This window comes from Streptomyces sp. NPDC036984 (genome assembly GCF_055607665.1).
On sequence record NZ_JBVJRL010000009.1, the window covers coordinates 237,698 to 261,182 of the forward strand.

The window sequence follows — 23,485 nt, forward strand, 5'->3', positions numbered from 1 at the left end:
GGCCGGGCACGGCCACGTCAGCCACGGCCGCGGCCCGGCCGTCCCGACAGCCGGGTCCCGGTGAGCCCCCATCGACTTCGCCACGGCCGAACCGGCGCCACCATGAGGTGAGCGTCAACGCTCGCTGTCCTCCCCGAGCGCGTGGCCGGCGATGCCTGCACCCGCACTCACCGCCGCGTCGCCGTGCGCGGTGACCTCGCACAACCCTGCGACCGGCCGAGCCGGCAACCGCCGCGTACGTCTGGACATTCCACGCCCTCATCCCCCGAATGCGCTCTTTCCAGCAGGACGTTAGCGCCACTTCCCCGTCAAGGAGAGACAACCACGGAAAACACGGGGCGGCAGCGGGTCAGCCGGCGCCCAGCGCCGTGAGGAGGCGGGCGCAGCGGGCCGTCATGTCGGCCGCGCTCTGCTCCGGATGGTCCGACCACCAGCGCATGACCGCGGACACGGCGTACTGCCAGACGCCGTTGAGGAGTTCATGGTCGAGCGGGTCCTCGTGCCCGGCGCGGGTGAGGAGCCCGGCGGCACCCGCCGCGCCCATGGCGGCGAGGCGTCCGCGGTAGTGGTGCACGGTGTCGCGCAGCTCACCGACCGGCGGCAGGGCCGGGTCGTAGAGGACGGACCAGGCATGCCGGCACTGCTCGACCGCGGTGAAGATCGCGCGGAGGGTGTCCAGCGCGTGGCCGGTCGAGCCGCTGCGGGACCGGGCGGCGGCCACGGAGTCCACGAGCAGGCGGCCGACCTGGTGGACGCAGGCGAGGTACAGGCCGTCCTTGGAGTCGAAGTAGCTGTAGACCAGCGGTTTGGAGATGCCCGCGCGCTGTGCGACGGCGGCGACGGACACGCCCGCGTAGCCGTGGCTGCCGAACTCCTCCACCGCTACGTCGATGATCTGCCGCTCCCGGTTCGCACGGGAGACGCCCTTGGTACCGGCCTTGCCCATGGCGCCACCATAGCCCACGATATGACCCGACGGTAATTTACCCGTGGGTCACTTCAAGGGAGTGCTGCGTCATGACGAGGTCGTGGTGGGGATGGGGCACTGTCGAGGAGGCGGTGCGCGGCGCCGAACTCCAGGCGCTGCTGGCACGCGTGCGAGCACTGACACCGGCTGAACCGACCGCACACGAGCCGCCCGACATCGCCTCGCTCGACCTGCCCGCGCCCCGGGTGAGCGCGCCCGCCTCGCTCGCCGCCCTGTGCTCAGCCGAACCGGCCGACCGGGCCGCGCACGCGCACGGCAAGGCGTTCCGGGACGTGGTGCGCAATCTGCACGGGCAGCTGCGGCACATACCGGACCTCGTCGCCCGGCCCCGCGACGAGCGTGACGTGACCGACCTTCTCGACTGGTGCACCGGCAAGGACATCGCCGTCGTCCCGTTCGGCGGAGGCAGCTCGGTGGTCGGCGGTGTGGAGCCGCGGTGCGACGGCCACCCCGCCGTGGTCACCGTGGATCTGGGGCATCTGGACCGGGTCCTGGAGATCGACCGGACCAGCCGGGCCGCGCGCATCCAGGCCGGCGTGTTCGGCCCGCAACTGGAACGCCAACTGCGACCACACGGCCTGACCCTGCGTCACTTCCCGCAGTCCTTCGAGTTCTCCACGCTCGGCGGCTGGCTCGCCACGCGCGCGGGCGGCCACTACGCGACGCTGTACACCCACATCGACGACCTGGTCGAGTCGATGCGGGTGGTCACGCCGAGGGGCGTCAGCGCGTCGCGACGGTTGCCGGCCTCCGGCGCGGGGCCCTCACCGGACCGGCTCTTCCTGGGCAGCGAGGGGACACTGGGCGTCATCACGGAGGCGTGGATGCGCCTCCAGGAACGCCCCCGTTGGCGCGCCAAGGCGTCGGTGCGGTTCGATGCCTACGCGGCGGCGGCGGCCGCCACCCGGGCGATCGCGCAGAGCGGGCTGAACCCGGCGAACTGCCGCCTCCTGGACGCGGCCGAGTCGCTGATCAACGCGGGCGTGAGCGTGGGCGGCGGCGTCCTCGTCCTCGCCTTCGAGTCCGCCGACCATCCGGTGGGCCGCAGCCTGGAACGGGCCGTGGAGCTCTGCCGCGACCACGGCGGGAAGCCGTCCCCCGAGACCCGCGGGGAATCCGACGGGCACGCCGGCGGCGAGGCCGGTGCGGAGACGGCCGGCGGATCCGCCGTGGACACGTGGCGCTCGGCGTTCCTGCGGATGCCCTACCAGCGTGACGCACTGGCCCGCCACGCGGTGATCGCCGAGACGTTCGAGACGGCTTGCACCTGGGACACCTTCGACGCGCTCCACCAGGCCGTCACCGAGGCGGCCCGACAGGCCGTCCGCGAGGCCACCGGAGCAGAGGGGGTGGTCACCTGCCGGTTCACCCACGTCTACCCGGACGGGCCGGCGCCCTACTTCGGCGTGTACGCACCCGGCCGCTGGGGCAGCATGGTGGCGCAGTGGGACCACGTCAAGGCCGCGGTGTCCGAGGCGATCGAGGCGTACGGCGGCACGATCACCCACCACCACGCGGTCGGGCGCGACCACCGCCCCTGGTACGACCGCCAGCGCCCCGACCCCTTCGCCGCAGCGCTGTCAGCCGCCAAGACCGCCCTGGACCCGGCCGGCATCCTCAACCCCGGAGTACTTCTTCCGGCGCGGTGATCTGCCCCAGGCCACGGACTCGGCACCGGTTGCGCTCCGATGAACCCCGAAGTTGCGGTGAGGGGCGCCGACGAGCGGCGGAGACGTACTCGAAGGGGCCGACCTGCCGCACATGTCCGGTGACGAAGCCTGCCTGCCCGGATGACTCCGCCGTGCAGGACGTCACAGCGATCTGCGGGGCTCTCCCGTCGACCACTCCTCCGGTTCCGCCGGATCGCCCGGACACGTCCTAATCGAGGAGCAGCGGATCGGGCAGGGAAGCCGACCGGTGCATGCACAGGAGGCTGTGGACGACTCCCGCGAGACCCGACATCAGGCTGGGGGAGAACGCCTCGCGGGCCAGGCCGCCGACCGGGCCGCGTTGTTCCAGCCCGGTGAGGATCTCACCGTCGAGGTCGTCGGGGTCGCCGAAGCCCACGGACGTGAGGAACCGCCAGAGACCGAGGTCGCCGTGGCACAGCGTGTGCCTCCAGCCGAAACCCTCGGCGGCACACGCGCGAGCGGCCCGCCGGGCCATGCCGAGGTGGGCGGGATCACCCGTGCGCCGATGCAGATCGAGCATGCCGATGCCGACCCCGGCGCTGCCGTGGCACCAGCTGGTGAAGAAGTCCTCCTCGGCGCCGACGCGGGCGTCGAGCCAGTTGCCCTGGCCGGGCTGCCACAGGGATTCCTGGAAGGCGAAGGCCTGCTCGGAAAGCTGGTGCCAGGTGCGCCGCTCGGCCGCGGACCCCGCCTCGCCCAGTGTGAGCCGGGCCAGCGCCCAGCCGATGCCGGTGGCGCCGTGCGCGAAGCCGCCGATGCCCTCCGGGTTGAGCCGGGTCGTCCAGCGGGCCCCACGGGAGTCGACGGTGGCCAGCCGGACCAGCCGACGGCCGATGTGCGCGGCGGCCCCCAGCCAGCGGTCCTGTCCGGCCGCCGCGGCCAGGCGGAGCAGCGGGACGATGCCACCGGCCGCGCCGATTCGCTCACCCTCCACCCTCCCTGTTCCTTGGCCCGGCACGCCCGTTCGGGCGCGTGCCCCGAGAAAACGCGGGGAACAGCGCGAGCAGCCCTGGCGCGCCACAGTCGGGTGGGGCCACTGCTGCCGGTGGGAGGGAACGACGCGGTCCGCTCGGCGCCGCGTCGGGTACCTGGCACACCGGGAGACGACCGTGTCCTCGCACGGGGCCGAGCCTCCGCGGGGAGGCTGAGCACGGTGGCGGCTCGACGGACATGACGGACCGGCGCGTTCCACTCGTCCGCGCGGGGGCTGCCGGGCGCCCGGCCCGCATGTCCGACGAGTCGGTCGGACACCTGCATGAGCCGCGCTCGTGTGCCGGCGGGGATGGCCTGAAGCACGCGCCGCACGGAGGGACGGGTAGGCGCCGGCGTCGCTCATCCTCCGGTGGCCCGCCCCTTCGGCCGAGCGGACCGGCCGCGGGCCGTTGTCGCGGACCGCGCGGCGGCCAGTCGTGCGGCGGCGTCGTCCAGCAGGGTGTCCAGGACGACCGGGTAGGCGCTGTGGGGCATGCGGGCGGCCAGGAGGGGGGCGGTCGCCGCGATGTGGGGGTAGGACTCGGCGGGGAGCCGGGCGTACGTGGACGTCCACATCTCCTCGTCCCTCGTGCGGGCCTCCTTCGTCAGGGCGAGGGCTCCGGCGTCGAGGGCGGCGAAGGCCAGAGTCAGGTCGATGAAGGCGTGGTAGAGGCGGACGGCGGTGATGTTCGGGAAGCCGGCTGTGCGCAGGATGCCGAGGATCGTCTCGTCGACCGCGATCTCACGGGGCCGGCCGGTGACCCGGCTCGCGGTCAGGGCGGCGGCGTGCGGGTCGGCGAGATACGACGAGTGGATGGCGAGCCCGAGGGCGCGCAGATCGGTCCGCCACTCGCCGGCCGCGGACCAGCTGTCCAGGGCCCGGCCCATCAGCTCCTCGCCGATGGCCCGGATCAGATCGTCCATGCCGGCGAAGTAGCGGTAGAGGCTGCTGGGATCGGCGCCGAGGGCGGTGCCCAGCCGGCGCGCGGTGAGACCCGTACCGCCGTGCTCCCGCAGCACCCGCAGTGCGGTGTCCACGATGAGCCGCTCGGAGAGCACAGTGCCCTGCCGAGTCGGCCGTCGTCTGCGCCGGGCCGCCTCGGGCACCACTTCCTTGGCCATGCCAACCACTCCATCCCGTCACCGTGACGGCAGCCCTTATGCCAACGCCGTTGACTCTACAGGGGGCCATCCCGTTGCATCGGGGCCCTGCGCAGGGCATAGGCCCTCCAAGAGAGAGGTGTGTGACATGCGAGTACTGCTCGTGGGTGCGGGCGGCGTCGGAACCGCCGTCACCCGGATCGCGGCCCGCCGCGGCTTCCTGACCCACATGGTCGTGGCCGACTACGACCTCACCCGGGCCGAGACGGCTGTAGCCGCGCTGAAGGAGCACGGGGGCCGGTTCAGCGCACGGCGGCTGGACGCCTCCGACGAGGACGGCGTGCGCCGGATGCTCACCGAGGAGCGCTGCGACGTGTTGCTGAACGCGACCGACCCGCGCTTCGTGATGCCCCTGTTCCGCGCGGCCCTCGCGGCGGGCACGCACTACCTGGACATGGCGATGTCCCTGTCCGCCCCGCACGCCGAGCGCCCGCATGAGGAGTGCGGCGTCAAGCTCGGCGACGGCCAGTTCGAGCTGGCCGGCAGCTGGGCCGACGCGGGCCGCCTGGCTCTGGTCGGCATGGGGGTGGAGCCCGGCCTGTCGGACGTCTTCGCCCGGTACGCCGCGGACGAACTCTTCGACGAGATCGAGGAGATCGGCGTCCGTGACGGTGCCGACCTGACCGTGGAGGGGTACGACTTCGCCCCCTCCTTCAGTATCTGGACCACCATCGAGGAGTGCCTGAATCCTCCCGTGGTCTACGAGAAGGACCGCGGCTGGTTCACCACCGCGCCGTTCAGTGAGCCGGAGGTCTTCGACTTTCCCGAGGGCATCGGTCCGGTGGAGTGCGTGAACGTCGAGCACGAGGAGGTACTGCTGATCCCGCGCTGGGTGGACGCCCGCCGGGTGACCTTCAAGTACGGCCTGGGTGACGACTTCATCGCCAAGCTGAAAACGCTGCACGAGCTGGGCCTGGACTCCACCGCGAAGGTCACCGTCCCGGGCGAGGAGGGGTCGGTGCGGGTGTCCCCGCGCGACGTGCTCGCCGCCTGTCTGCCCGACCCGGCCACCCTGGGCGAGCGTATGACCGGCAAGACCTGTGCGGGCACCTGGGTGAAGGGCACGAAGGACGGTGCACCGCGCGAGGTGTACCTCTACCACGTGGTCGACAACCAGTGGTCCATGCGCGAGTACGGCTCCCAGGCCGTCGTCTGGCAGACCGCCGTCAACCCGGTCGTCGCCCTCGAACTCCTCTCCACCGGCGCCTGGTCGGGCCGGGGCGTCCTCGGCCCGGAGGCCCTGCCGCCCCGCCCCTTCCTCGACCTGCTCACCGAGTACGGCTCTCCGTGGGGCATGCGCGAGCAGAGCTGACGACGGGGCCGGCGCCGTGACGGCGGACGTCGCCAAGGAGCGAGAGTTCCGCGAGAAGACCGTGAAGGCGGCCGAGCGCCTCACGATCATCTCTCTCTCGGCCGGCCTCGCCATCATCGCAACCTCCGCGGTCCTGATCACGGCCGCCTCGTGGCGTGGTGACCCGGCCGCACTGGCCGGAACGCCCCGGACCCCGAGTCACGAGGTGCTCGTTTTGGGGGGCCGCTGTCGAGTTCACATGACCGTCGTGGTTACTTTGGCTCGCATGGCGGTGGCCGTCACTTACGGCTGGTGAAGTGGGCCACCGGTGGTCAAGGTGTGCGTGGGACGGCTGAACGATATGTCAGGCTCGTCGTCCCCGGATCATTCGTGAGGTGGATGTGCATGGGTAACACCCGCATCCGGGATGCTGCCCGGCGCTCCGCTCGTGTGCGTGCGAGACGCGCGACCGTCGCGGTGCTCGCCATGACGGCCCCCGCCCTTCTGTCCGGTGCGGGGCGGACCGGCTCTGTGCACACCGCGGCGGCCGAGCAGTGGACGACACAGACCCTCGTTCCCGGCGTCACGGTCCGCACCGGCGTCATCCAGCGCCCGGGCGTGCACCATTCCTGGACGGTCACCGTTCAGGCGCCGAGCAGCACCCGGTGGACCGCGAACGACCCGGACGCACCCGCGACCTGGGCCGAGGTCTCCACCCGTGCCTGGGCCGACGACACGGCGCGCAAGCTGACCGGCGCCGGCTTCCAGCCGCGGGTGGAGAGCGTGCAGTGGCCCGACTACGCCGACACCCCGCACGGGCTGATGGGGTACCGGGTCCGTATCGGCCGTTTCGCCACCCAGCAGGAGGCGAAGACGGCGGCGTCGGCGGTCACCGCGGCCGGGTTCCGCACGACCCTGTCCTGGACCGGCTACGACATCCAGGAGCCGGCCGACCAGGAGAACATCCATGTCGCCGTGGTCGACCCGAAGCTCTTCGGTGGAACGGTCGAAGCGACCCACGACGGCAACGTGGCACAGCGTGAGACCACCTCGGCGGTGGCACGCAAGCTGAACTCGCTCGTCGGGGTCAACGGCGGCTTCTTCGTCCTGTCACCGGGCGACGGCGTACCGGGCACCATGTCCGGGATCGGCGCCTACCGGGGCGAGCTGGAGTCGATGGCGGTCGGCTCCCGATCCGCGCTGCTCATCGAGGACGGCGGCCACGACATCCGGATCGCGGACCTGACGAGCACCGCCACGGCCCGGGCGGGCAAGGCCACCTACCCGATCCAGGGGATCAACCGGGTGCCCGGCACGGTCAGGGACTGCGGTCGTCCCGGCAGCACGCCCAGCGAGCTGCCCTGGCAGGACGTGACCTGCCGGCTGGCCGATGACCTCGTCCGGTTCACCCCCGCCTTCCGGGCCGATCTGCCGACCGGCCCCGGAGTACAGGTCGTGCTGAACGCGTCGGGCCGCGTCGTCTCCGTCGGCGCGCGCGGCGGTCACGTACCCACGGGCGGGTACGTGCTGCAAGGCATCGGCCGGGCGGCCGACTGGCTGACGGCGCACGCCAAGACGTACAGCCGCATCAAGGTCGGCGACGTCGTCCGGACCGCCGAAGGCAGGCGTGTCACGCTCGGCGGTGACGACTCCGTCGTCAGTGCGGCCCCGACGCTCGTGACGGACGGCCGCATCGACATCGACGCCGCCGCCGAAGGCGTGGTCGACCCCGAGTACACGTCCTTCGGCTACGCGTGGGCCAACGTCCGCCAGCCGCGCACCCTGGCGGGCATCGACGCGCGGGGCCGGCTGATCCTCGTGACGGTGGACGGACGGCTGAAGAACGGCAGCGAGGGGTTCACTCTCCACGAGGCCGCCGCCTTCATGAAGTCGCTCGGTGCCGTGGAGGCGATGAACCTCGACGGCGGCGGCTCCACGGCGATGGCCGTCCACGGCACACTGGTGAACCAGCCGTCCGACGCCACCGGTGAACGCGCGGTCGGCGACACCGTCCAGGTCCTGCCGGCGCGGCACTGACCGCCGGGCAGGACTTTCGCACCCCTCGGCCGTGAGACCGGGGGATGGGGCCGGCGGTCGCTGTCCCACCTCTCCGCCGCCTCCCGGAGTCATGAATCCTACGAGGCCGACATGCACAAGCAGGCCGACGTGATGTTGCTGCATGCCTCGGTGTGGCACGCGGTGGCGCCTTCGCCGCCGCCTCCGGCATGTACCGCCGCGTTCTTGAGACAGGCACCTCCTGGAGCGGGCGGGCCCGCCGCCCTGGCCGCCGGCCACGGGGCATCCCTCGAAGATCCGGCTTGCTTCGCTGGAACGGCGGTGCCACGCCGCCGACACAGCCGAGGAGCGCGAGGCACTCGTGGACAAGCTGCGCACCGGCTTCCGGCGAGCGGTGGAGCGCGACGCCCGGCCCGCGGTGAAGGACCTCGCCGGTCCTGTCGCCACCGTCGTCGCCCAGACGTGCGGATCAGAGGCCGCCGAGCAGCTGCTGCGGCCGGAACCCGGTGAGGTTCGAGGCCGGGCAGAAACCCGCGTCGGACTCACTGCTCCGCTCGCCGGCCCGCGCGGTGACCGACTTCTTCAACAGCGGTGGAGAGGCTGGGGGTCCTGCCGCCCGGAGGCGTGCGTCGAGACCGTATGCCCGCCTCCGGGACGCCTCCGCAGCCGAACCAGCCGGAGTGCCCTCGTACGGCACCGCACCGCCCGAGGCGAACCCCTTCACGGCCCAGGCAGTTTCGTTTGGATCAGTCGGTCGCGCGGCGGTGGTCTCAGCGCCAGTCGTCGATCACATACGCGTCGGGGTGGCTGTACCCGGGTTCGTTGGGCCTGTGCATGGTCACGCCCTGCAACCAGGTGCGGAAACCTCGGTCGATCATGCGCCGGTAGGCATCCGGGCGGCCCAGGTTCATGCCGGCGTCCAGTTGCCCCAGCCCGCGCTCGGCGGCCAGCCGCTCGCACGCGTCGAGCAGGCGCTCGAACCGGTCGGCGGCCTCCGGACCAGGACGTACGGCGCCGAATTTGACGAAGCACACGTCCGCGCCAGCCTCCGACCCGGCTCCGCAGTGGCAGACGGCCAGGCCATCGAGCTCGGAGCCGGCGCCATGGAGCAGGATGGTGTCACCGAGTCCCTGCGCCTGCGCGGCCACGATCTCGCGTTCCAGGCTCAGGCCCTCGTACACGGCTCCTGTCAGTGGGCGACAGAGACTCAGCGCATCAGGCCGCTCGGCAGCGGGCAGTTCGCCGTAGAGCACTCTGCCGGGGACTGCGGCACCGTCTGTGACCTGCTTCTTCATGATGGCTGTGAGGAATCGGGGCCAGAAGCCGTACCGGCGGTAGAGCTCAAGATGCTTGGGACTGTGCGCGAAGGTGAACAGGCCGAGGTGGCGGTTCCCCCAGGCGTCGAAGCAGTCCATGACCGGCTCCATCAGACGCCTGCCGATGCCCTGGTCCCACAGATCCGGACGTACGGTCAGCGGTCCGAAAAACCCGATGCTGCCCCAGTTGGTGGCGAAGTTCGATCCAACTACTTCGCCCTCGACCGTCGCCGCGAATGCCGCCCGCGGATCGGCCGCCCAGCGCGTACGGACATAGTCGACGGTCCCGAAAGGATCAGGGGCCCCCAGGAAGGTCCCGAAGGCGAGCCCGCAGATCTCATCGGCCCGATCCAGGTCCGCCTCACCCAGCGGGCGGACTGATACCGGGGCCGCGCCACTCTTGCGCTCCGCTGCTGGTGGGGTCATCACTCTCTACCTCCGTCGCCCCTTTCCATCGCACCACGGAGGTGCGCCGCAGGCGAGGCCACAGGAAAGCCACCGCTGCCCGGGACGGGGTGACGGGTGCTGTGCCTCGTGAACATCGACCTCGCCCCCGGGCGGGCGCCTCCCAGAGTGCTGAAGGACCGCTGTCGTGATCCGTGAAGAAAACCACCGGCGGCAGGCGGGCCGCCACGCCGAGCAGGCTCGCGCCTGGGACTTTCGTCTGGATCGACAGGCGGACCAGAGGAAGATGCCGGCAACGTGGAGTCCGGCCAGGTAGATGGTCGCGGTCCTCTCGTAGCGGGTGGCAATGCCGCGCCACTGCTTCAGGCGGTTGATGCACCGCTCGACGGTGTTGCGCTGCTGGTGGACCTCGCGATCGAAGAGCGGCGGCCTGCCGCCCCGGCTGCCCCCTCCGCAGCCTGTTGCTCCGCCGGTCGCCGGAATGGGGATCACCGCCCGGCTACCGCGTTTGCGCAGGTGGGCACGGATCGCGCGAGATGAGTAGGCCTTGTCGGCAAGGACCACGTCTGGCCCGGTGCGTGGACGACCACGCCGATGGGGAACGCGCAGGCGGGCCATGCCGTCGGGGAAGGCGGGCCCGTCGCCGGCCTGGCCGGCGGTGAGAACGAACGCGAGCGGTCGGCACCGGGCATCGGCCGCGAGGTGGATCTTGGTGGTCAGTCCGCCGCGGGATACGGGGCCGTCACGGCCGCCGTGTCGTTGAAGGCGATCGCGTCGATCACCTGGTGGTGATCCCGCCAGCGGCCACCCCGTCTCGGCGTACGGCCCGGGAGTAACGGCTCGATCCGCGCCCACTGCGCGTCTGTCAACGGCACACCCGGACCAACGACCGACTGATCCAAGCGAAACAGCCTAGCCGTGAGGGGTGACGCGGGCCCGCCAGAGGTCGCGGAGGAGCGCGATCTCGGCCATGTGGTGGATGAGTTCGAGGTTGCTTTCCCACAGCACGTCGATGAACGGATCGTCGGGGTCGGAGCCGTACGGGTACTGCGAGAGGCCGATCGTGTCGAGCTGTTCGTCGGTGACGGTGGCGACGCTGTCGCGCCAGCGGTCCATCAGGGCCCAGAACCGGTCGACCGCCACGGCGGCGTGGGGCGTGAAGTCGACCAGCAGTTTCGGATCCTGCCGCCGTTCACCGAAGGTCCATTCCCACCGGCCCGCGAAGCAGACGTGCAGGTGCGCCAGTCGCCACGCGATCGTGGTGACCGGGGCCGCGTCGGGCTCCGGCGGGCCCGTGTGAGCGAGGACTTCCTCGACCCGCTCGACGCTCACGCCCCAGTCCTCGGCGACCTTGTCGACGGTCATGCCGCCGGCGGCCTGCCGGGCGACTTCGGCGTACTCGCTCGCCGGGATGTCCGGGGCACCCTGATCGAGCACCCAGTCGCCGGGCCCGAACGCCCTGGGGGTCGCTGCCTCGCCGCGGCGCCGGATCGACCAGCCGCCGGGTGCCGGCTCCCACAGGTACTCCTCGTCGCCGAGTCCGGTCAGCCGCACCTGGGCCGTCTCCCTGGCGCAGTCGAACTGGTCGAGCAGCAAGCTCAATCGGTCGCTCCGCACGCCTTCTGTCCCCACGCCTGGCTCCCTTCGCGGACCGTACCGTGCCACGCTCAGCCGGAGGCTAGCGTTTCACCCTCGCGGGGCGCGACACATTTCCGGTGGGGGAGACCCCAGTGCCGTTGATCACCCGGAGAGGTAGTCCTGCCCGCCCGGAGCTGCCCTGGGTGACAATCCCCCCATGACCGATGATCAGTCCAGCATTCCCGCCCGTCCGCTGCTGCGTGGCCCCGGGGACGGTGAGCTCATAGACGTCGCCGGTGTCGCGCACTTCTTCCGGCTCACCGGCGAGCACACCGGCGGGCGCTTCGCGTTCGAGGAGTTCCGTCTCACCCCGGGCACCATCGGCGCCAGGCCCCACGTACATGCAGGACACGACGAGTACTTCTACGTCCTGGAGGGCGAGTTGACGCTGCACACCGGGGACGGCGAGGTGACGGCCGGCCCCGGGCATCTGCTGGCCGCGACCCGGGGCACTCCGCACGGCTTCCGCAACGCGGGCTCCGTCCCGGCGCGTGCCCTGTGTCTCTACACCCCGGCCGGCTACGAGAACTACTTCCGCGACGTCCACGCCGCCGTGAGCGCCGGGACGGAAGCGACGGACGAGTTGCTGGCCGAATTCCGCAGCCGTTACCGGACCAGTTCCTACCACGGTCACCATGACCGGGCGTAAGGGCTGCCCGGCACCCCTCTCACGTATCACGTCGGCTCCCTTGGTACACAGAGCCCAACAGGTTGCTGCGCTCCCCGTAATCGACGCCTCGTCGACCAAGGGGTGAGGCATGCCGTTCGCGGGTGAGCCGGCCGGGACCCGTTCGATCGTCGTCCGTGCACGAGCCCGCGGGCAGCTCCATAGCCGTCGCCGTCACGAACAGCGCGCCTGATCGCTGCTCCGGACGATGCCGTGATGCGGCTGGGAATCACGACCACCGGACTGCCTTCCACACGTACCGGGCTGACGGCAGCGATGTCGATTCCCTTCTTCACGCGCGGCAGAGGCAAGGGGCTCCAGGAGTACGGCGCCATGCTCGCCGAGATCGGATCGCGTGGCGCGTCTCGTGCCGTTCTTCGGCGCCTGAGCCGAACCGGGTGCCCGGTTCCGTGGCCTCCCGTTCGACCGACCGCAGCGGCGTGCGGTGCGAGGCTGCCGCAGGGGCCGGCAGCGCCTGGACACGGCAGGTCAGCGGGTGGTGTAACCACCGTTGACGAAGAGGGTCTGCCCGTTGGCCCACCAGCCTTCGGTGAGCAGGTGGCGGACCCACGGCACGATGTCCTCGATCTTGGTGAGGTCACCGTTCATGGCAGAGGACTTGTGGTAGGCGACGGAGTCCTCGTCCTCGGCCGGGTAGAAGAACGACGTGTCCATCGGCCCCGGGGCGATGTTGTTCACGGAGATGTTGCGGCCGAACAGCTCCTTGGACAGGGCGCGGGCGAAGTGCTCGACCGGGGCCTTGCTGCCCGCGTAGCAGGAGTACAGGCCGGTGTAGGCGGCCAGCAGGGAGGTGACGATCGTGATGATCTTCCCGCCGTCCTCGACGCGGCGGGCCGCCTCGCGCATCACGAAGAAGGCCGCCTTGGAGTTGACCGCGAACATCCGGTCGTACTCCTCTTCCGTGATCTCGGTCAGCGGCTTCTTGAGCACCATCCCGGCGGTGTTGATGCTGTAGTCGACCTTGCCGAACCGCTCGACGACCGCGTTGAAGGCACTCTCCACCTCGGCGGGCTTGGTGAGATCGGCCTGGAGGGTGAACGCCTCGCCCGGCCCGGCATTGATCTTGGCCGCCACCTCCTCGGCCTTGTCGCGGGAGGAGTCGCTGTTGTAGTGGACGCCCACCAGCGCACCCTCGGCACCCAGGGTGGTACTGATCAGCCCGCCGAGATTGCGGGAGGCACCACCGACGAAGGCGACCTTGCCGCTGAGCGTCTTGTCCGGAGCGTTGACCATGACAGCCTCCTTGATCATGCGTGCGAAGGGGCACCTACACCGGACCGCCGATCCGGGGCCGGAGGTCTGCATACGCCCGTGACCAAGGAATCACCGGCCGGGCATCCGAGCATCTTGTAACGACCCGATCAGCTCCGGAGCCGTTTGCGGCGGCCGGCGCGTGGTGCTTCTTCGTGGCCGTCGGTGTCACGCGGCACGAGGCCGTGGACTGTGCCATGGGCCGGCTTGCCGCGGGGGCGCCGGGTGTTCGTCCGTTCGAGGGAGGCGGCCAGAAGCAGTGCGGCGAGAGCGGTGAGGGTGGTGCCCTGCCAACCGAGGGTGCCGAGCAGGGGCGCGGCGAGGGCGGTGCCGAGGGCGCCGACCGCGAAGTACAGGACGAGGTAGACGCTGGTGAGGCTGCCGGAGCGGCGCGGGTCCAGGGCGATGACGCGGCTCATGTTGGCGGCTTGGGCGGCGAAGCAGCCGGCGTCGAACAGGGCGAGGCCGACGGCGCTGGCGGGCGGGGTGTCCAGGCCGGTGGCCAGCAGGGCGGTTCCGGCCGCCGCGATCAGCATGCAGGTGCTGATCACCGTGGCCGGCGAGCGCCGGTCGGTGAGGCGTCCGGTGAGCGGGAGGACGGCGAGGCCGAGGACTCCGGCCAGGCTGTAGAGGCCGATGGCAGCCGGATCGAGGGAGTGGGGCGGCCGGGCCAGGGCGAGCGCGAGAGAGATCCACAGGAGGTTGAAGGCGAAGTACCACAGCCCGCCGGCGGCCACCGCGCGTCGCAGTTGCGGCACCTCGCGCAGCAGCGGGAGAGGGAAGGTGCGGGCGGCGCGGTGGTTGTGGCCGGGGCGCGGGCGCTGCCGGGGCAGGCGCGTGGCGGCGGCGATCGCGCCGAGCAGGGAGAGGGCGGCGAAGGCGAGAAGCATCCGCCGCCAGCCGAGCACGTCGGTGAGGGTGCCGCCTGCCAGGCGGCTGAGCAGGATGCCGGCCGACATACCGGCGGCCACGGTGGCGACGCCGGTGCCGCGGCGCTCCGGAGCGGCGTGGCGGCCGGCGATATTGCCGGCCTGGGCCGCGACGCTGGATGCCGCGCCGATGAGCAGGTAGGCGAGCAGGAGCGTCGCGGCACCGCCGGCTGCCGCGGCGAGGACGAGGGCGGCGGCCAGCGCGGTGAGCTGCGCGACGACCGGGCGGTTGGGCTCGAGACGGTCGGTCAGGGGGAGCAGGAGGGCGTATCCGGTCATCGAGCCGACGAGCGCCGCGGTGGGGACGAGGCCGATCACGGACACGGGGACGCCCAGCTCGGCTGCGACCGTGGTCAGCGCGGGCTGGATGGCGTAGTTGTTCGCGAGGGCCGTCCCCGCGATGCAGGCCAGCAGGAACGGGCCGCTGCGGGGGAGCGGAGCCGGCCGGCACGAGCTGCCGCGGGGGAGGGGGCGGGTCACGGCTGTGCGGCGCGGGCGAGGATGACGGCGTAACGGCACTCCGCCTCGCCGGTGTTGGCGAAGACGCGCTCGGTGGGCTCGCCGAGTTCGATGGTGTCGCCCGCGTGGAGTTCGTGGACCGTGTCGCCGTCGTGGAAGGTCAGGTGGCCGTCGAGGACCCAGACGACCTGACGGACGAAGGCGAAGGCTGCCGCCGGATACGGCACTCGGGCGCCGGCGGGCAGACGGATCTCGGCGACCTCGGCGGGGAAGTGCGCGCCGGTGATCTGGCGGCGCCGGTAGCCGGTGCCCGGATCCCGCCACTCGGCCGTGCCGGCCCGGCGACGCACCCCTGCCACCGCCTCCGCGCCGTCCGGCGTCCCTTCGGCCAGGGCGAGCAAGGAGGCGACGCTCAGCTGGAAGGCGGCCGACAGCTTGCCGAGGACGACGGCGGTCGGGCTGCTCTCACCGCGCTCGATCCTGCTGATCATGGCCTGGGACACCCCGGAGGCGTCCGCGAGCTGGGCCAGGGTCCAGCGACGGCGTTCCCGCTCGGTACGGATCCGGGCGGCGATCCGCCCTACCAGAGGATCTACTATATTGGACACGAATCCACTATAGGAGAGGAGGACGGCGGCTGTGACGGTGCGCCCCGCCCGGCCGGGCGACACGGAGGCCATCCGTGCGATCCGCAACCACGTCATCGAGCGGTCGACGGCCCTGTGGACCCAGACCCCGCAGACTCCCGTCGAGGGTGCCGCCTGGCTTGCCGCCCACCTCGTGCGCGGATCGGCGTTCGTGGCCCAGGTGGACGGCGAGGTGGCCGGCTTTGCGGTCTACGGCCCGTGGCGGGAACTGGACGGCTACCGCCACACGGTGGAGGACTCGGTCTACGTCCGCGACGACCGGCACGGGCTCGGCCTCGGCTCCGCGCTGCTCGACACCCTGATCACCTCGGCGCGCGAAGCCGGCCACCACATCATGATCGCCGGCATCGAAGCCGGGAACGCCGCATCGATCCGCCTGCACCAACGGTTCGGATTCGAGCACGCCGGAACAGTGCGAGAGGCCGGAACCAAGTTCGGCCGCCGGCTCGACCTGACGATCATGCGGCTACCCCTCGGCTGAACCACCGAGACCCCCGGTGGAAGGCGCCGTACCGTCGCCGCCGCCCCACCTGCCGTCCCGCCCGGATGCCCGGGGGAGCGGCCGTCGGTGAGCCGAGTAGTCCCCGCTGCGGTATCCGGCAATCCTGGATAGAAGCCCTTAAGTGTCATAAATAGGGCGTCCATGGCCGCCTACCGCCTGGGAGGCACGATGAGTCAGCAGCCAGTCCTCCTCCCGTACGCCGACCCGGCCTTCGTGGCGGATCCCTTCCCGCTCTACCGACGGCTGCGCGAGGACGGCCCGGTCCGGCGCGCAGTGATCGCAGGTGGCCTCCACGCCTGGCTGATCACGCGTTATGAGGACGGGCTCGCCGCCCTGTCCGACCCCAGGCTGAGCAGCGATGTCCGTGATGCCGCGGACCCCCGCGTCATCGAGCAGCTGCCCCAGTTCGAGCGCGAGTCGATGATGAGCAACATGCTGCGTTCCGACCCGCCCGACCACACCCGCCTGCGCCGCCTGGTTGCGCAGGCGTTCACCGCACGCCGGGTCGCCCAGCTGCGGCCTCGCATCCAGGACATCACCGACCGGCTGCTCGACGCGGTGGTGCCGGCCGGCCGGGCCGAACTCGTGACGGACTTCGCGCTGCCCCTGCCGGTCACCGTCATCAGCGAGCTGCTCGGCGTACCGGTGGACGACCGGCACGACTTCCAGCGGTGGACCGACGCCATGCTCCTGCGCGGGGAGAAGATGCCCGACCCGGCCGTGGTCGACGAGGCGTGGCAACGGATGCGCGCGTATGTGACGACGCACCTTCGAGCCAAGCGCACCCGGCCGGGAGACGATCTCCTCAGCGCACTGATCAGCGCCCACGACCAGGAGCAGCGGCTCAACCACGACGAGCTGATCGCCATGACCTTCCTGCTGCTGGTGGCCGGGTACGTCACGACGGTCAACCTCATCGGCGGCGGCATCGCCGCGCTGCTCACCCACCCCGACCAGCTGACCCTCCTACGGGACCACCCGGAGCTGATGCCCGACGCGATCGAGGAGTTCCTCCGCTACGACGGCCCGGTCAGCCCGGGCGTCGCTCGGTTCGCCCGCGAAGACGTCGAGATCGCGGGCGTGGCCGTCCCGCGTGGCGCGACTGTCCTCATCGCGTCCGCGATCGCCGACCGCGATCCGGCACGGTTCCCGGACCCCGACAGGCTTGACATCACCCGGTGCGACAACGGCCACCTGGCCTTCGGGCACGGCATCCACTACTGCCTGGGCGCGCCACTCGCCCGGCTGGAGGGCCAGATCGCCATCGGGACAGTGCTGCGCCGCCTTCCGGACCTGGCCCTCGCCGTACCGCCGGAGCAGCTGAGCTGGCGGCCCGGCGGTCTCCGCGGCCCGACGCAGCTTCCCGTCACCTTCACCGCGGGGCAGCCGGGTGGGCCGGTCACCGCCCCGCCGGAATGATCCTCAGCAGAAGCGGCGGCTGCGCGACGGGTTCGGGCAGTCGCAGGGGCGTCCGACCGGGGGTGATGCTGCCGAGCAGCGTGGCCCGGGAGGCACCGGTGGCAGCGGGGTGAGTGCCGGGAAGACCGTGGACCGTGAGGAATCCCAGGACGGCGAAGGCCAGGGCCTCCTTGGCGTCCGAGGGCAGACCGAGGTCGTCACTGCGGCGCACCGGCACCCCGGGGAGCTCTTCCGTGATCATGCGCATGAGCACCGGGTTGCGGGTGCCGCCACCGGAGACCACGAGTGCGGTGACCCCGTGCGCACGACAGGCATCGGCCACGGTCACGGCGGTCAGCCGGGTCAGCGTGGCCAGTACGTCGTCAGGCGCGGGCGTGGGCACGTCGTCGAGCGCCCGCCGCAGGTAAGGCAGGTGGAAGTGCTCCTTGCCGGTCGTCTTCGGGGCGGCCCTGCGGTAATACGGGTCCTGCAGGAGGAAACGGAGCAGCTCGGGACTGACCCGTCCGGCGGCGGCCCGGCGTCCTTCCTCGTCGTAGGCGGCACCGTCGCCTGTGAAGTGCCGTACGGCCGCGTCGAGCAGGGCGTTGGCGGGGCCGGTGTCGAAGGCCAGCGGCTCGGCGCCGGGCGCGAGGACGGTGACGTTGGCGATGCCGCCGAGGTTCAGCGCCGCGGGGATGCCGGGAAGGGCGCGCAGCAGCAGGCTGTCGGTCATGCCGACCAGCGGGGCGCCCTGGCCGCCGGCCGCCACGTCCCTGCTGCGCAGATCCGATACGACGGGCAGCCCTGTGGCCTCGGCGATCCAGGCCGGCTGGCCGAGCTGCAAGGTGCCGCGAACGATGCCGTCCTCCACCCAGTGGTGCACGGTCTGACCGTGCGAGACCACCAGGTCCGCGGCGCCCGCGCACAACTCCATCAGGGCACGGGCGGCCACGCCGGCGAAAGCCTGTCCGATACCGCTGTCCAGGGCGCAGACGTCCTGTGTGGTCGTGGCGGCCGGCGGCAAGGAGGCGGCGATCAGGCCGCGCAGATCGTCCGCGTACGGTACGGAAAGATGCCCGAGGGGCCGCAGGAACAGGGTGTCCTCGTCCAGGGTGAGCTCCGCGGCGGCTGCTTCGATCGCGTCGTACGAGGTGCCCGACATCAGGCCGATCACCCGCATGGCGCCTCCTGGTGCGCCGCCCGCGCGGCCGACGGGCTGGGCTGAGGCTGGGACATGGTGCCTCCGAAGATTTCGTCGGTGCGAAGAGGACGCCACCGGCGCGGTGCCGCACCCCGTGGGGCGGATGGCGCGGTGCCGTACCCCGCCGGGTGGTGGCGCGGTCCCGGACCCGGCGTGGCGGGCGTTCAGTCCCGGGGAGCGGCCTTCGCGACCCGCCCCCGACCGGGGCCGGGCTCGCCGTCGGCCACCCGGAACTCCGTTGTCTCGGGGGTCCGGTGCCACAAGCTCATCACGCCGCCTACGACGAGCGTGACCACCACGCCGATCGGGACCAGCCACTGCGCGGCGATCGCCGTCGGCACGGTGGCACCGCCCGTGGTGACGTCGATCTTCACCTCGCGCACGATGTACGTCATGAGCGCCACCGTCACCAGGAACGCCACGATGGAGTCGGCTTCGTCGGCGCGTCGGACCAGGCGGCCGAGCAGGAACGCGCCGAGCAGGGCGCCGTAGGTGTAGCCGGCGATGGTCAGGCCGGTGAGGTAGACGTTGCCGGTGCCGGCGCTGAACGCGCAGGCGAAGACAGCCATGAGCGCCGCCCACACCAGGGTCATCACCCGGGCGAGCTTCAGCAGTGACGCCTCGGAGGGCGTCGTACGGAAGAAGCTGTGGACGATGTCGGCGACGGTCGAGTTCGCCATGGAGTTCAGCGCCGAGGACAGCGAGCCCATGGCGGCGCCGAGGATGCCGGCCACGAGCAGTCCGGAAAGCACCACGGGCAGCCCGTGCAGAATGAAATCGGGGTAGAGGTTGTCGGAGCTGTCGAGGCCCAGTTCCTGGAAGCTCTTGCCCTGGTTGTAGGACCACAGCAGCGCGCCGACGAGGGAGAAGGCCGCGAACTGGAGGGTGACGAAGACACCGGAGGCGATCATGGCCTTCTGGGCGTCGCGCAGCGAGCGGGTGGCCAGGACACGCTGGACGATGAGCTGGTCGGAGCCGTGACTGGCCATGGCGAAGATCGCGCCGCCGACGACGGCGGTGGGCAGGGCGAACGGGCTGGTCACGATGTGCGCGAGGCCGAAGTCGGTGTCGAACAGCCGCAACTCGCCCGCGTGCAGGGCGTGCGCGAAGCCCGAGCCGCCGACGTGCGCGGAGAGAACGCCGATGGCGAGGACCGCGCCGCCCAGGTAGAGGCCCATCTGGATGGCGTCGGTCCAGATGACCGCCTTGATGCCGCCGAGATAGGTGTAGACGACGGTGATCACCGTGAGCCCGATGATGATGACGCGGTAGCTCGCGTGCACCCCGAACTCGTCGAGCAGCAGCTTGATGGGGATCGCGGAGGCGAACAGCCGGACGCCTTCGGCGAGGAGACGGGTGAAGACGAAGGTGACGGAGGCCAGCCCCTGGAGTCTGAGCCCGAATCTGGTTCCCAGGTACTGGTAGGCGCTGACGAAGCCGCCGCGCTTGTACAGGGGGATGAGTACGGTGGCCACGACGACCCGGCCGACGACGTAGCCCAGGGCCAGTTCGACGTTGCCGAAACCCTGCCCGCTGTAGGCACCGCCGGGCACGCTGATGACGGTCAGCACACTGGTCTCGGTGGCGACCACAGACAACGAGACGGTCCACCACGGCATGCGGCCCTCGCCGACGAAGTAGCCCTTCGACGTCTTCTGCCGGCCTGCCAGACGCAGTCCGATCACGGCGATCGCCACCAGATAGACGACGATCACCACGAGGTCGAGTCGGCGCACGCTCTCTCCAAGCACTCGCAGGGGGCGACCCGTGGGCGCCTTGACCATGTCCGGGCCATGCGACTCCTTCGGAGGCCATCCTCCTCCAGCAACCGCACGTCCATCCTCACCTCGCCCCGCGCGTGCGCACTTTGCGTCCGACCGAGATCTTTTATCCGGTGTGCGAAGAGCTGCGTGCCCCCTACAGTGAAAGCCGATGACACTCCTACATGCTCATGACTATGGGGGCGACGGCCCACAACTGGTTCTCCTGCACGGTTACGGACGGTCGCTCAGCGACTGGGACGCCGCGGCCGCGCTGCTCACCGCCGGACACCGTGTGCTCGGCGTCGACCTTCCCGGACACGGCCGCTCTCCCCGTATCTCTCCCTGGACCATCCCCACCGTGGTGCGACACATCGCGGACACGCTCGACGCGCATGGCGTGCCGGAGGCCGTCGTGGTGGGCCATTCCCTCGGCGGACTGGTCGCGGTCGAGTACGCGCGGGCCGACCCGGACCGTACCCGTGCCGCAGTGAATCTCGACGGCTTCTGGTGGGGACGCGAGTACCCCGGCGCCGAACGGGTGAGTGAGTGGCTGCTGGCGAAGGCCGGGGCCATCGCGCCACCCGAGTACATCGAGGAGCAGGTCGCCAACTCCTCCCGCCTCGGGATTCCCGCCACCCGTGCGGAGGCCACCGCGCGCGCGGCCGCACGCCCGCTGCCCGACGGCACGTGGCAGACGCTGCCCACGCGGGCCGAGGCGCTGGGGATCGTCGACGAACTCCACAGGCTCGGCGCGCCGGGTGTCGTCCCGTGGCTGGAGGGGATCGACTGCCCGCTGCTGCTGGTCCAGGCCGGCCGACGGCTACCGCCTGCACCTGGCATGGAGTGGTTCGACGAATTCGGTGCCCGGTTCGCGCGAGGGGTCTCCGACCAGCTGGACGGGCTCTCCCGCACCCGGCCGACGGTCAGCGTCAACCGGATCGACGCCACCCACCCCATGAACGTGGAAGCCCCGGAAGCGGTGGCGACACTGGTCGCCGAGTTCGTTCGAGGACTGCCCGACTGAACCCTGAGGCAGCCCCGTTGACCTGCTTGCGGACCAACGGGGCGGCCCGCGGTGACCGGTTTCCGCCCGGCCGGGGTGGTGCCCCTGACCGAGAACGCGACTCGGGTGAGCGACTGCGTCGCGCATGGCGAGCGAGCAGCGGGCGCGGGCGCCCCCTGTCGCGCGCGTCACTGCCGCGTGAAGTATTCCTCCAGCCAGCTGAGCAGGGCCGCGAACTCCGTGGACATGGTGGTGTCCGACTGGGTGAGAACGGTCGAGCGGCCGCCGTCCTCCACCGTGATCGTGTAGCTCATCGCGTCCCTGGCACGGCCGGGCCGGTCCTCTACCGGCACCGGCACCGAGACGGCCGCCGCCACCAGCCGGGCCAGCTCCGCCGCCGCGCTTTCGGGCAGTGCATCGGTGTCCAACTCCTTGGGCGGCAGGCGGAGCTGGATCGCGGCCGCCAGCCCGCCGTGCCTCGCCAGAGTGACCTTCATGGTGCACAACCTCCCGGCCGGCCGAGCGGCGCTGCTCCGTGCCGCGACGATCGCGCGAGGACCGGCCCGCATCAACCGGCCGTGGTCATCTGGTCGCCTTCAGCACGGCCACATCAGCGGCGAGATCCTTCATCTGGCCGGCCAGCGCCCCGATCTGCTGGGAGAGGGCCGCCATACCGTCCTCGCGGCCCACGCCACCGTCCCGGCCTGCCGCGCGACTCCGCGTCCGGGCCAGCCCGACCGGGACGCCGCTGATCTGGACACCCACCTCCTGCCAGGCCGCCAGTACGGCCAACTGCTCGGCGCTGTCGGCCCCGTACAGTGTCTCGGCCTGCTGGTAGGTGGTGTCCGCGAAATCCTGGAACTGGGTCTCGACGCTGGAGGCCTTGAGGGACTCGTACCAGATGAGTCCGGGAGCCTCCCACGCGTATCCGCCGATGCGTACGGCCGTCAGGTAGAACGCTTTGTTGGGGATGCCGGAGTTGATGTGAACCCCGCCGTTGTCCCCTCTCTCGGTGTTCGGCAGGTTGACGTACCTGCTCATGTGGTCGGGCTGTGGGTCCTTGCCGAACAGTGCGTTGTCGTACGCCTCTCCGGGAGCCTTCAGCGATCGCAAGGCGTCCGCCTCGATCCCGGGGGTGAACACCTCGGCCCCGATCAGCCAGTCCGCTGTCTCGGCCGACTGATTGAGCGACCACTGCTTGACCAGCGTCCCGAAGACATCCGAAATGGACTCGTTCAGAGCCCCGGGCTGATGGTGGTACGCGAGCCCCGCGGTGAACTCGGTGACTCCGTGTGTCAGCTCGTGGGCGATCACGTCGATGGACCCGGTGAAGTCGCAGAACGTCCTTCCGTCACCGTCACCGAAAACCATCTGCCGCCCGTCCCAGAACGCGTTGTTGTAACCCCTGTCGAAGTGGACGTAGCCGTCCAGGCGCATCCCCATGTCGTCGAGCGAATTGCGCTGGAACACCTTCTGGTAGAAGTCGCTTGTCACGCCGAGCCCGTCGAACGCTCGGTTGACGGACTTGTCCCCGGACGCTGCTCCCTCCTCCGACCGGACCAGAACAGCCAGGGGGAGAAACCTTTCCTGCTGGCAGTCGAAGATCGTCCGTCGGCTGTTTCCGAGAGCGGCCGCGCCGGCGATGGCCGCCCGGACTGATCGCTCCCCCCGCAACCGCGTGGTGGTCAGCATGGTGTCCAGGGCGGCTTTGCGCACCTCACTGTCATCGCTTTCCAAAAGCTTGTCCAGAAGGTGCGGGGGGATGATGCAATTGACGGTCCTGCTCATGGAACGCCTCCTGATCAAGGGAGCGGCGGTGAAGCCGTCGGTCATTCGATCGCGGGTGCGGGCCGGCGCATGCCCATGCCACCGCTTACCGCACTGAGAGGTCGACGATCACGGGGCAGCGGTCCGACGCCGTCGGCTCGGCGTGCACTGTTCGTCTTCGGATAGGCGGGCCACAGATAGGCGCGTATGCGCCGGCGCGGCACCAGCGGGAGAAGCGGTGGCGCCTACCAGCCCCGTTCCCAGCGGCAGGACCACGCTGACACCAACAGTCTCCTGCCGGCCGCGGTGACTGGCAAACGCAGCGCCGCCATCCCGGCAGTTCAGGGTGAGTACCACGACGGGGCCGGCCCGGCCGGGCCCGGCTCAGCGGTGATGAGG

Annotated in this window: 20 protein-coding genes and 1 pseudogene; 8 read left to right on the forward strand and 13 right to left on the reverse strand. The window is 71.0% G+C overall.

Annotated features, from left to right (window positions below):
• Positions 1-349: 349 nt before the first annotated feature.
• Positions 350-946, reverse strand: coding sequence for a TetR/AcrR family transcriptional regulator (locus ACZ7DL_RS19285; protein ID WP_470775359.1), 597 nt, complete (start codon positions 944-946; stop codon positions 350-352).
• Between the two features lie 71 nt (positions 947-1,017).
• Between ACZ7DL_RS19285 and ACZ7DL_RS19290 the strand changes: the two genes are divergently transcribed.
• Positions 1,018-2,637, forward strand: a complete 1,620-nt coding sequence (locus ACZ7DL_RS19290) for an FAD-binding oxidoreductase (RefSeq protein WP_470775360.1) — start codon at positions 1,018-1,020, stop codon at positions 2,635-2,637.
• 229 nt (positions 2,638-2,866) lie between these two features.
• Here ACZ7DL_RS19290 and ACZ7DL_RS19295 read toward each other — a convergent pair whose 3' ends face one another.
• Positions 2,867-3,613: a lanthionine synthetase LanC family protein gene (locus ACZ7DL_RS19295; protein WP_470775361.1), complete on the reverse strand. Its 747-nt coding sequence runs from the start codon at positions 3,611-3,613 to the stop codon at positions 2,867-2,869.
• A 398-nt stretch (positions 3,614-4,011) separates the two neighbouring features.
• Positions 4,012-4,773 carry a TetR/AcrR family transcriptional regulator gene (locus tag ACZ7DL_RS19300; protein ID WP_470775362.1) on the reverse strand — a complete coding sequence of 254 codons (762 nt, stop codon included), beginning with the start codon at positions 4,771-4,773 and terminating at the stop codon, positions 4,012-4,014.
• Between the two features lie 127 nt (positions 4,774-4,900).
• On the opposite strand from ACZ7DL_RS19300, the gene ACZ7DL_RS19305 reads away from it, so the two are divergent.
• From ACZ7DL_RS19305 to ACZ7DL_RS19315, 3 genes are all read left to right on the forward strand, one after another.
• Complete coding sequence (locus ACZ7DL_RS19305; protein WP_470775363.1) at positions 4,901-6,124, forward strand: saccharopine dehydrogenase family protein; 1,224 nt, start codon at positions 4,901-4,903, stop codon at positions 6,122-6,124.
• A gap of 16 nt (positions 6,125-6,140) precedes the next feature.
• Positions 6,141-6,419: a hypothetical protein gene (locus ACZ7DL_RS19310; protein ID WP_470775364.1), complete on the forward strand. Its 279-nt coding sequence runs from the start codon at positions 6,141-6,143 to the stop codon at positions 6,417-6,419.
• An 89-nt stretch (positions 6,420-6,508) separates the two neighbouring features.
• Positions 6,509-8,140 (forward strand): phosphodiester glycosidase family protein, encoded by a 1,632-nt coding sequence (locus tag ACZ7DL_RS19315; protein WP_470775365.1) that lies wholly within the window; start codon positions 6,509-6,511, stop codon positions 8,138-8,140.
• A gap of 749 nt (positions 8,141-8,889) precedes the next feature.
• Here ACZ7DL_RS19315 and ACZ7DL_RS19320 read toward each other — a convergent pair.
• From ACZ7DL_RS19320 to ACZ7DL_RS19330, 3 genes and pseudogenes are all read right to left on the reverse strand, one after another.
• Entirely contained in the window at positions 8,890-9,861 is a 972-nt protein-coding gene (locus ACZ7DL_RS19320) for a GNAT family N-acetyltransferase (RefSeq protein WP_470775366.1), read from the reverse strand.
• Positions 9,862-10,104: 243 nt separating this feature from the next.
• A pseudogene (locus ACZ7DL_RS19325) lies at positions 10,105-10,572 on the reverse strand (IS5 family transposase); the annotation flags it as partial.
• Positions 10,573-10,752: 180 nt separating this feature from the next.
• Positions 10,753-11,472 carry a DinB family protein gene (locus tag ACZ7DL_RS19330; RefSeq protein WP_470775367.1) on the reverse strand — a complete coding sequence of 240 codons (720 nt, stop codon included), beginning with the start codon at positions 11,470-11,472 and terminating at the stop codon, positions 10,753-10,755.
• Positions 11,473-11,635: 163 nt separating this feature from the next.
• Between ACZ7DL_RS19330 and ACZ7DL_RS19335 the strand changes: the two genes are divergently transcribed.
• The gene (locus tag ACZ7DL_RS19335) at positions 11,636-12,127 is read left to right on the forward strand and encodes a cupin domain-containing protein (protein WP_470775368.1); all 492 of its coding nucleotides are present in this window, start codon (positions 11,636-11,638) and stop codon (positions 12,125-12,127) included.
• A 507-nt stretch (positions 12,128-12,634) separates the two neighbouring features.
• Here ACZ7DL_RS19335 and ACZ7DL_RS19340 read toward each other — a convergent pair.
• The 3 genes from ACZ7DL_RS19340 to ACZ7DL_RS19350 all read right to left on the reverse strand — a co-directional run bounded on the left by ACZ7DL_RS19340 (position 12,635) and on the right by ACZ7DL_RS19350 (position 15,413).
• Positions 12,635-13,399, reverse strand: a complete 765-nt coding sequence (locus ACZ7DL_RS19340) for an SDR family oxidoreductase (RefSeq protein ID WP_470775369.1) — start codon at positions 13,397-13,399, stop codon at positions 12,635-12,637.
• Between the two features lie 128 nt (positions 13,400-13,527).
• Positions 13,528-14,826: an MFS transporter gene (locus tag ACZ7DL_RS19345; RefSeq protein WP_470775370.1), complete on the reverse strand. Its 1,299-nt coding sequence runs from the start codon at positions 14,824-14,826 to the stop codon at positions 13,528-13,530.
• Complete coding sequence (locus ACZ7DL_RS19350; RefSeq protein WP_470775371.1) at positions 14,823-15,413, reverse strand: helix-turn-helix domain-containing protein; 591 nt, start codon at positions 15,411-15,413, stop codon at positions 14,823-14,825. Before ACZ7DL_RS19350 ends, ACZ7DL_RS19345 begins: the two co-directional genes overlap by 4 nt.
• Positions 15,414-15,444: 31 nt before the next feature.
• Between ACZ7DL_RS19350 and ACZ7DL_RS19355 the strand changes: the two genes are divergently transcribed.
• The gene (locus ACZ7DL_RS19355) at positions 15,445-15,933 is read left to right on the forward strand and encodes a GNAT family N-acetyltransferase (RefSeq protein WP_470775372.1); all 489 of its coding nucleotides are present in this window, start codon (positions 15,445-15,447) and stop codon (positions 15,931-15,933) included.
• A 189-nt stretch (positions 15,934-16,122) separates the two neighbouring features.
• Positions 16,123-17,373, forward strand: coding sequence for a cytochrome P450 family protein (locus tag ACZ7DL_RS19360; RefSeq protein ID WP_470775373.1), 1,251 nt, complete (start codon positions 16,123-16,125; stop codon positions 17,371-17,373).
• On the opposite strand, the gene ACZ7DL_RS19365 is transcribed toward ACZ7DL_RS19360, so the two are convergent.
• Complete coding sequence (locus ACZ7DL_RS19365; protein ID WP_470775374.1) at positions 17,354-18,532, reverse strand: anhydro-N-acetylmuramic acid kinase; 1,179 nt, start codon at positions 18,530-18,532, stop codon at positions 17,354-17,356. The genes ACZ7DL_RS19360 and ACZ7DL_RS19365 overlap by 20 nt on opposite strands.
• Positions 18,533-18,717: 185 nt before the next feature.
• Positions 18,718-20,289 carry a sodium:solute symporter gene (locus tag ACZ7DL_RS19370; protein ID WP_470775375.1) on the reverse strand — a complete coding sequence of 524 codons (1,572 nt, stop codon included), beginning with the start codon at positions 20,287-20,289 and terminating at the stop codon, positions 18,718-18,720.
• Positions 20,290-20,485: 196 nt separating this feature from the next.
• On the opposite strand from ACZ7DL_RS19370, the gene ACZ7DL_RS19375 reads away from it, so the two are divergent.
• Positions 20,486-21,340, forward strand: coding sequence for an alpha/beta hydrolase (locus ACZ7DL_RS19375; protein ID WP_470775376.1), 855 nt, complete (start codon positions 20,486-20,488; stop codon positions 21,338-21,340).
• A 167-nt stretch (positions 21,341-21,507) separates the two neighbouring features.
• Here the strand turns inward: ACZ7DL_RS19375 and ACZ7DL_RS19380 are convergent, their stop codons facing one another.
• Together ACZ7DL_RS19380 and ACZ7DL_RS19385 are read right to left on the reverse strand one after the other, a co-directional pair.
• The gene (locus ACZ7DL_RS19380) at positions 21,508-21,816 is read right to left on the reverse strand and encodes a protealysin inhibitor emfourin (RefSeq protein ID WP_470775377.1); all 309 of its coding nucleotides are present in this window, start codon (positions 21,814-21,816) and stop codon (positions 21,508-21,510) included.
• A gap of 85 nt (positions 21,817-21,901) precedes the next feature.
• Positions 21,902-23,107 carry a M4 family metallopeptidase gene (locus ACZ7DL_RS19385; protein ID WP_470775378.1) on the reverse strand — a complete coding sequence of 402 codons (1,206 nt, stop codon included), beginning with the start codon at positions 23,105-23,107 and terminating at the stop codon, positions 21,902-21,904.
• Positions 23,108-23,485: the final 378 nt, after the last annotated feature.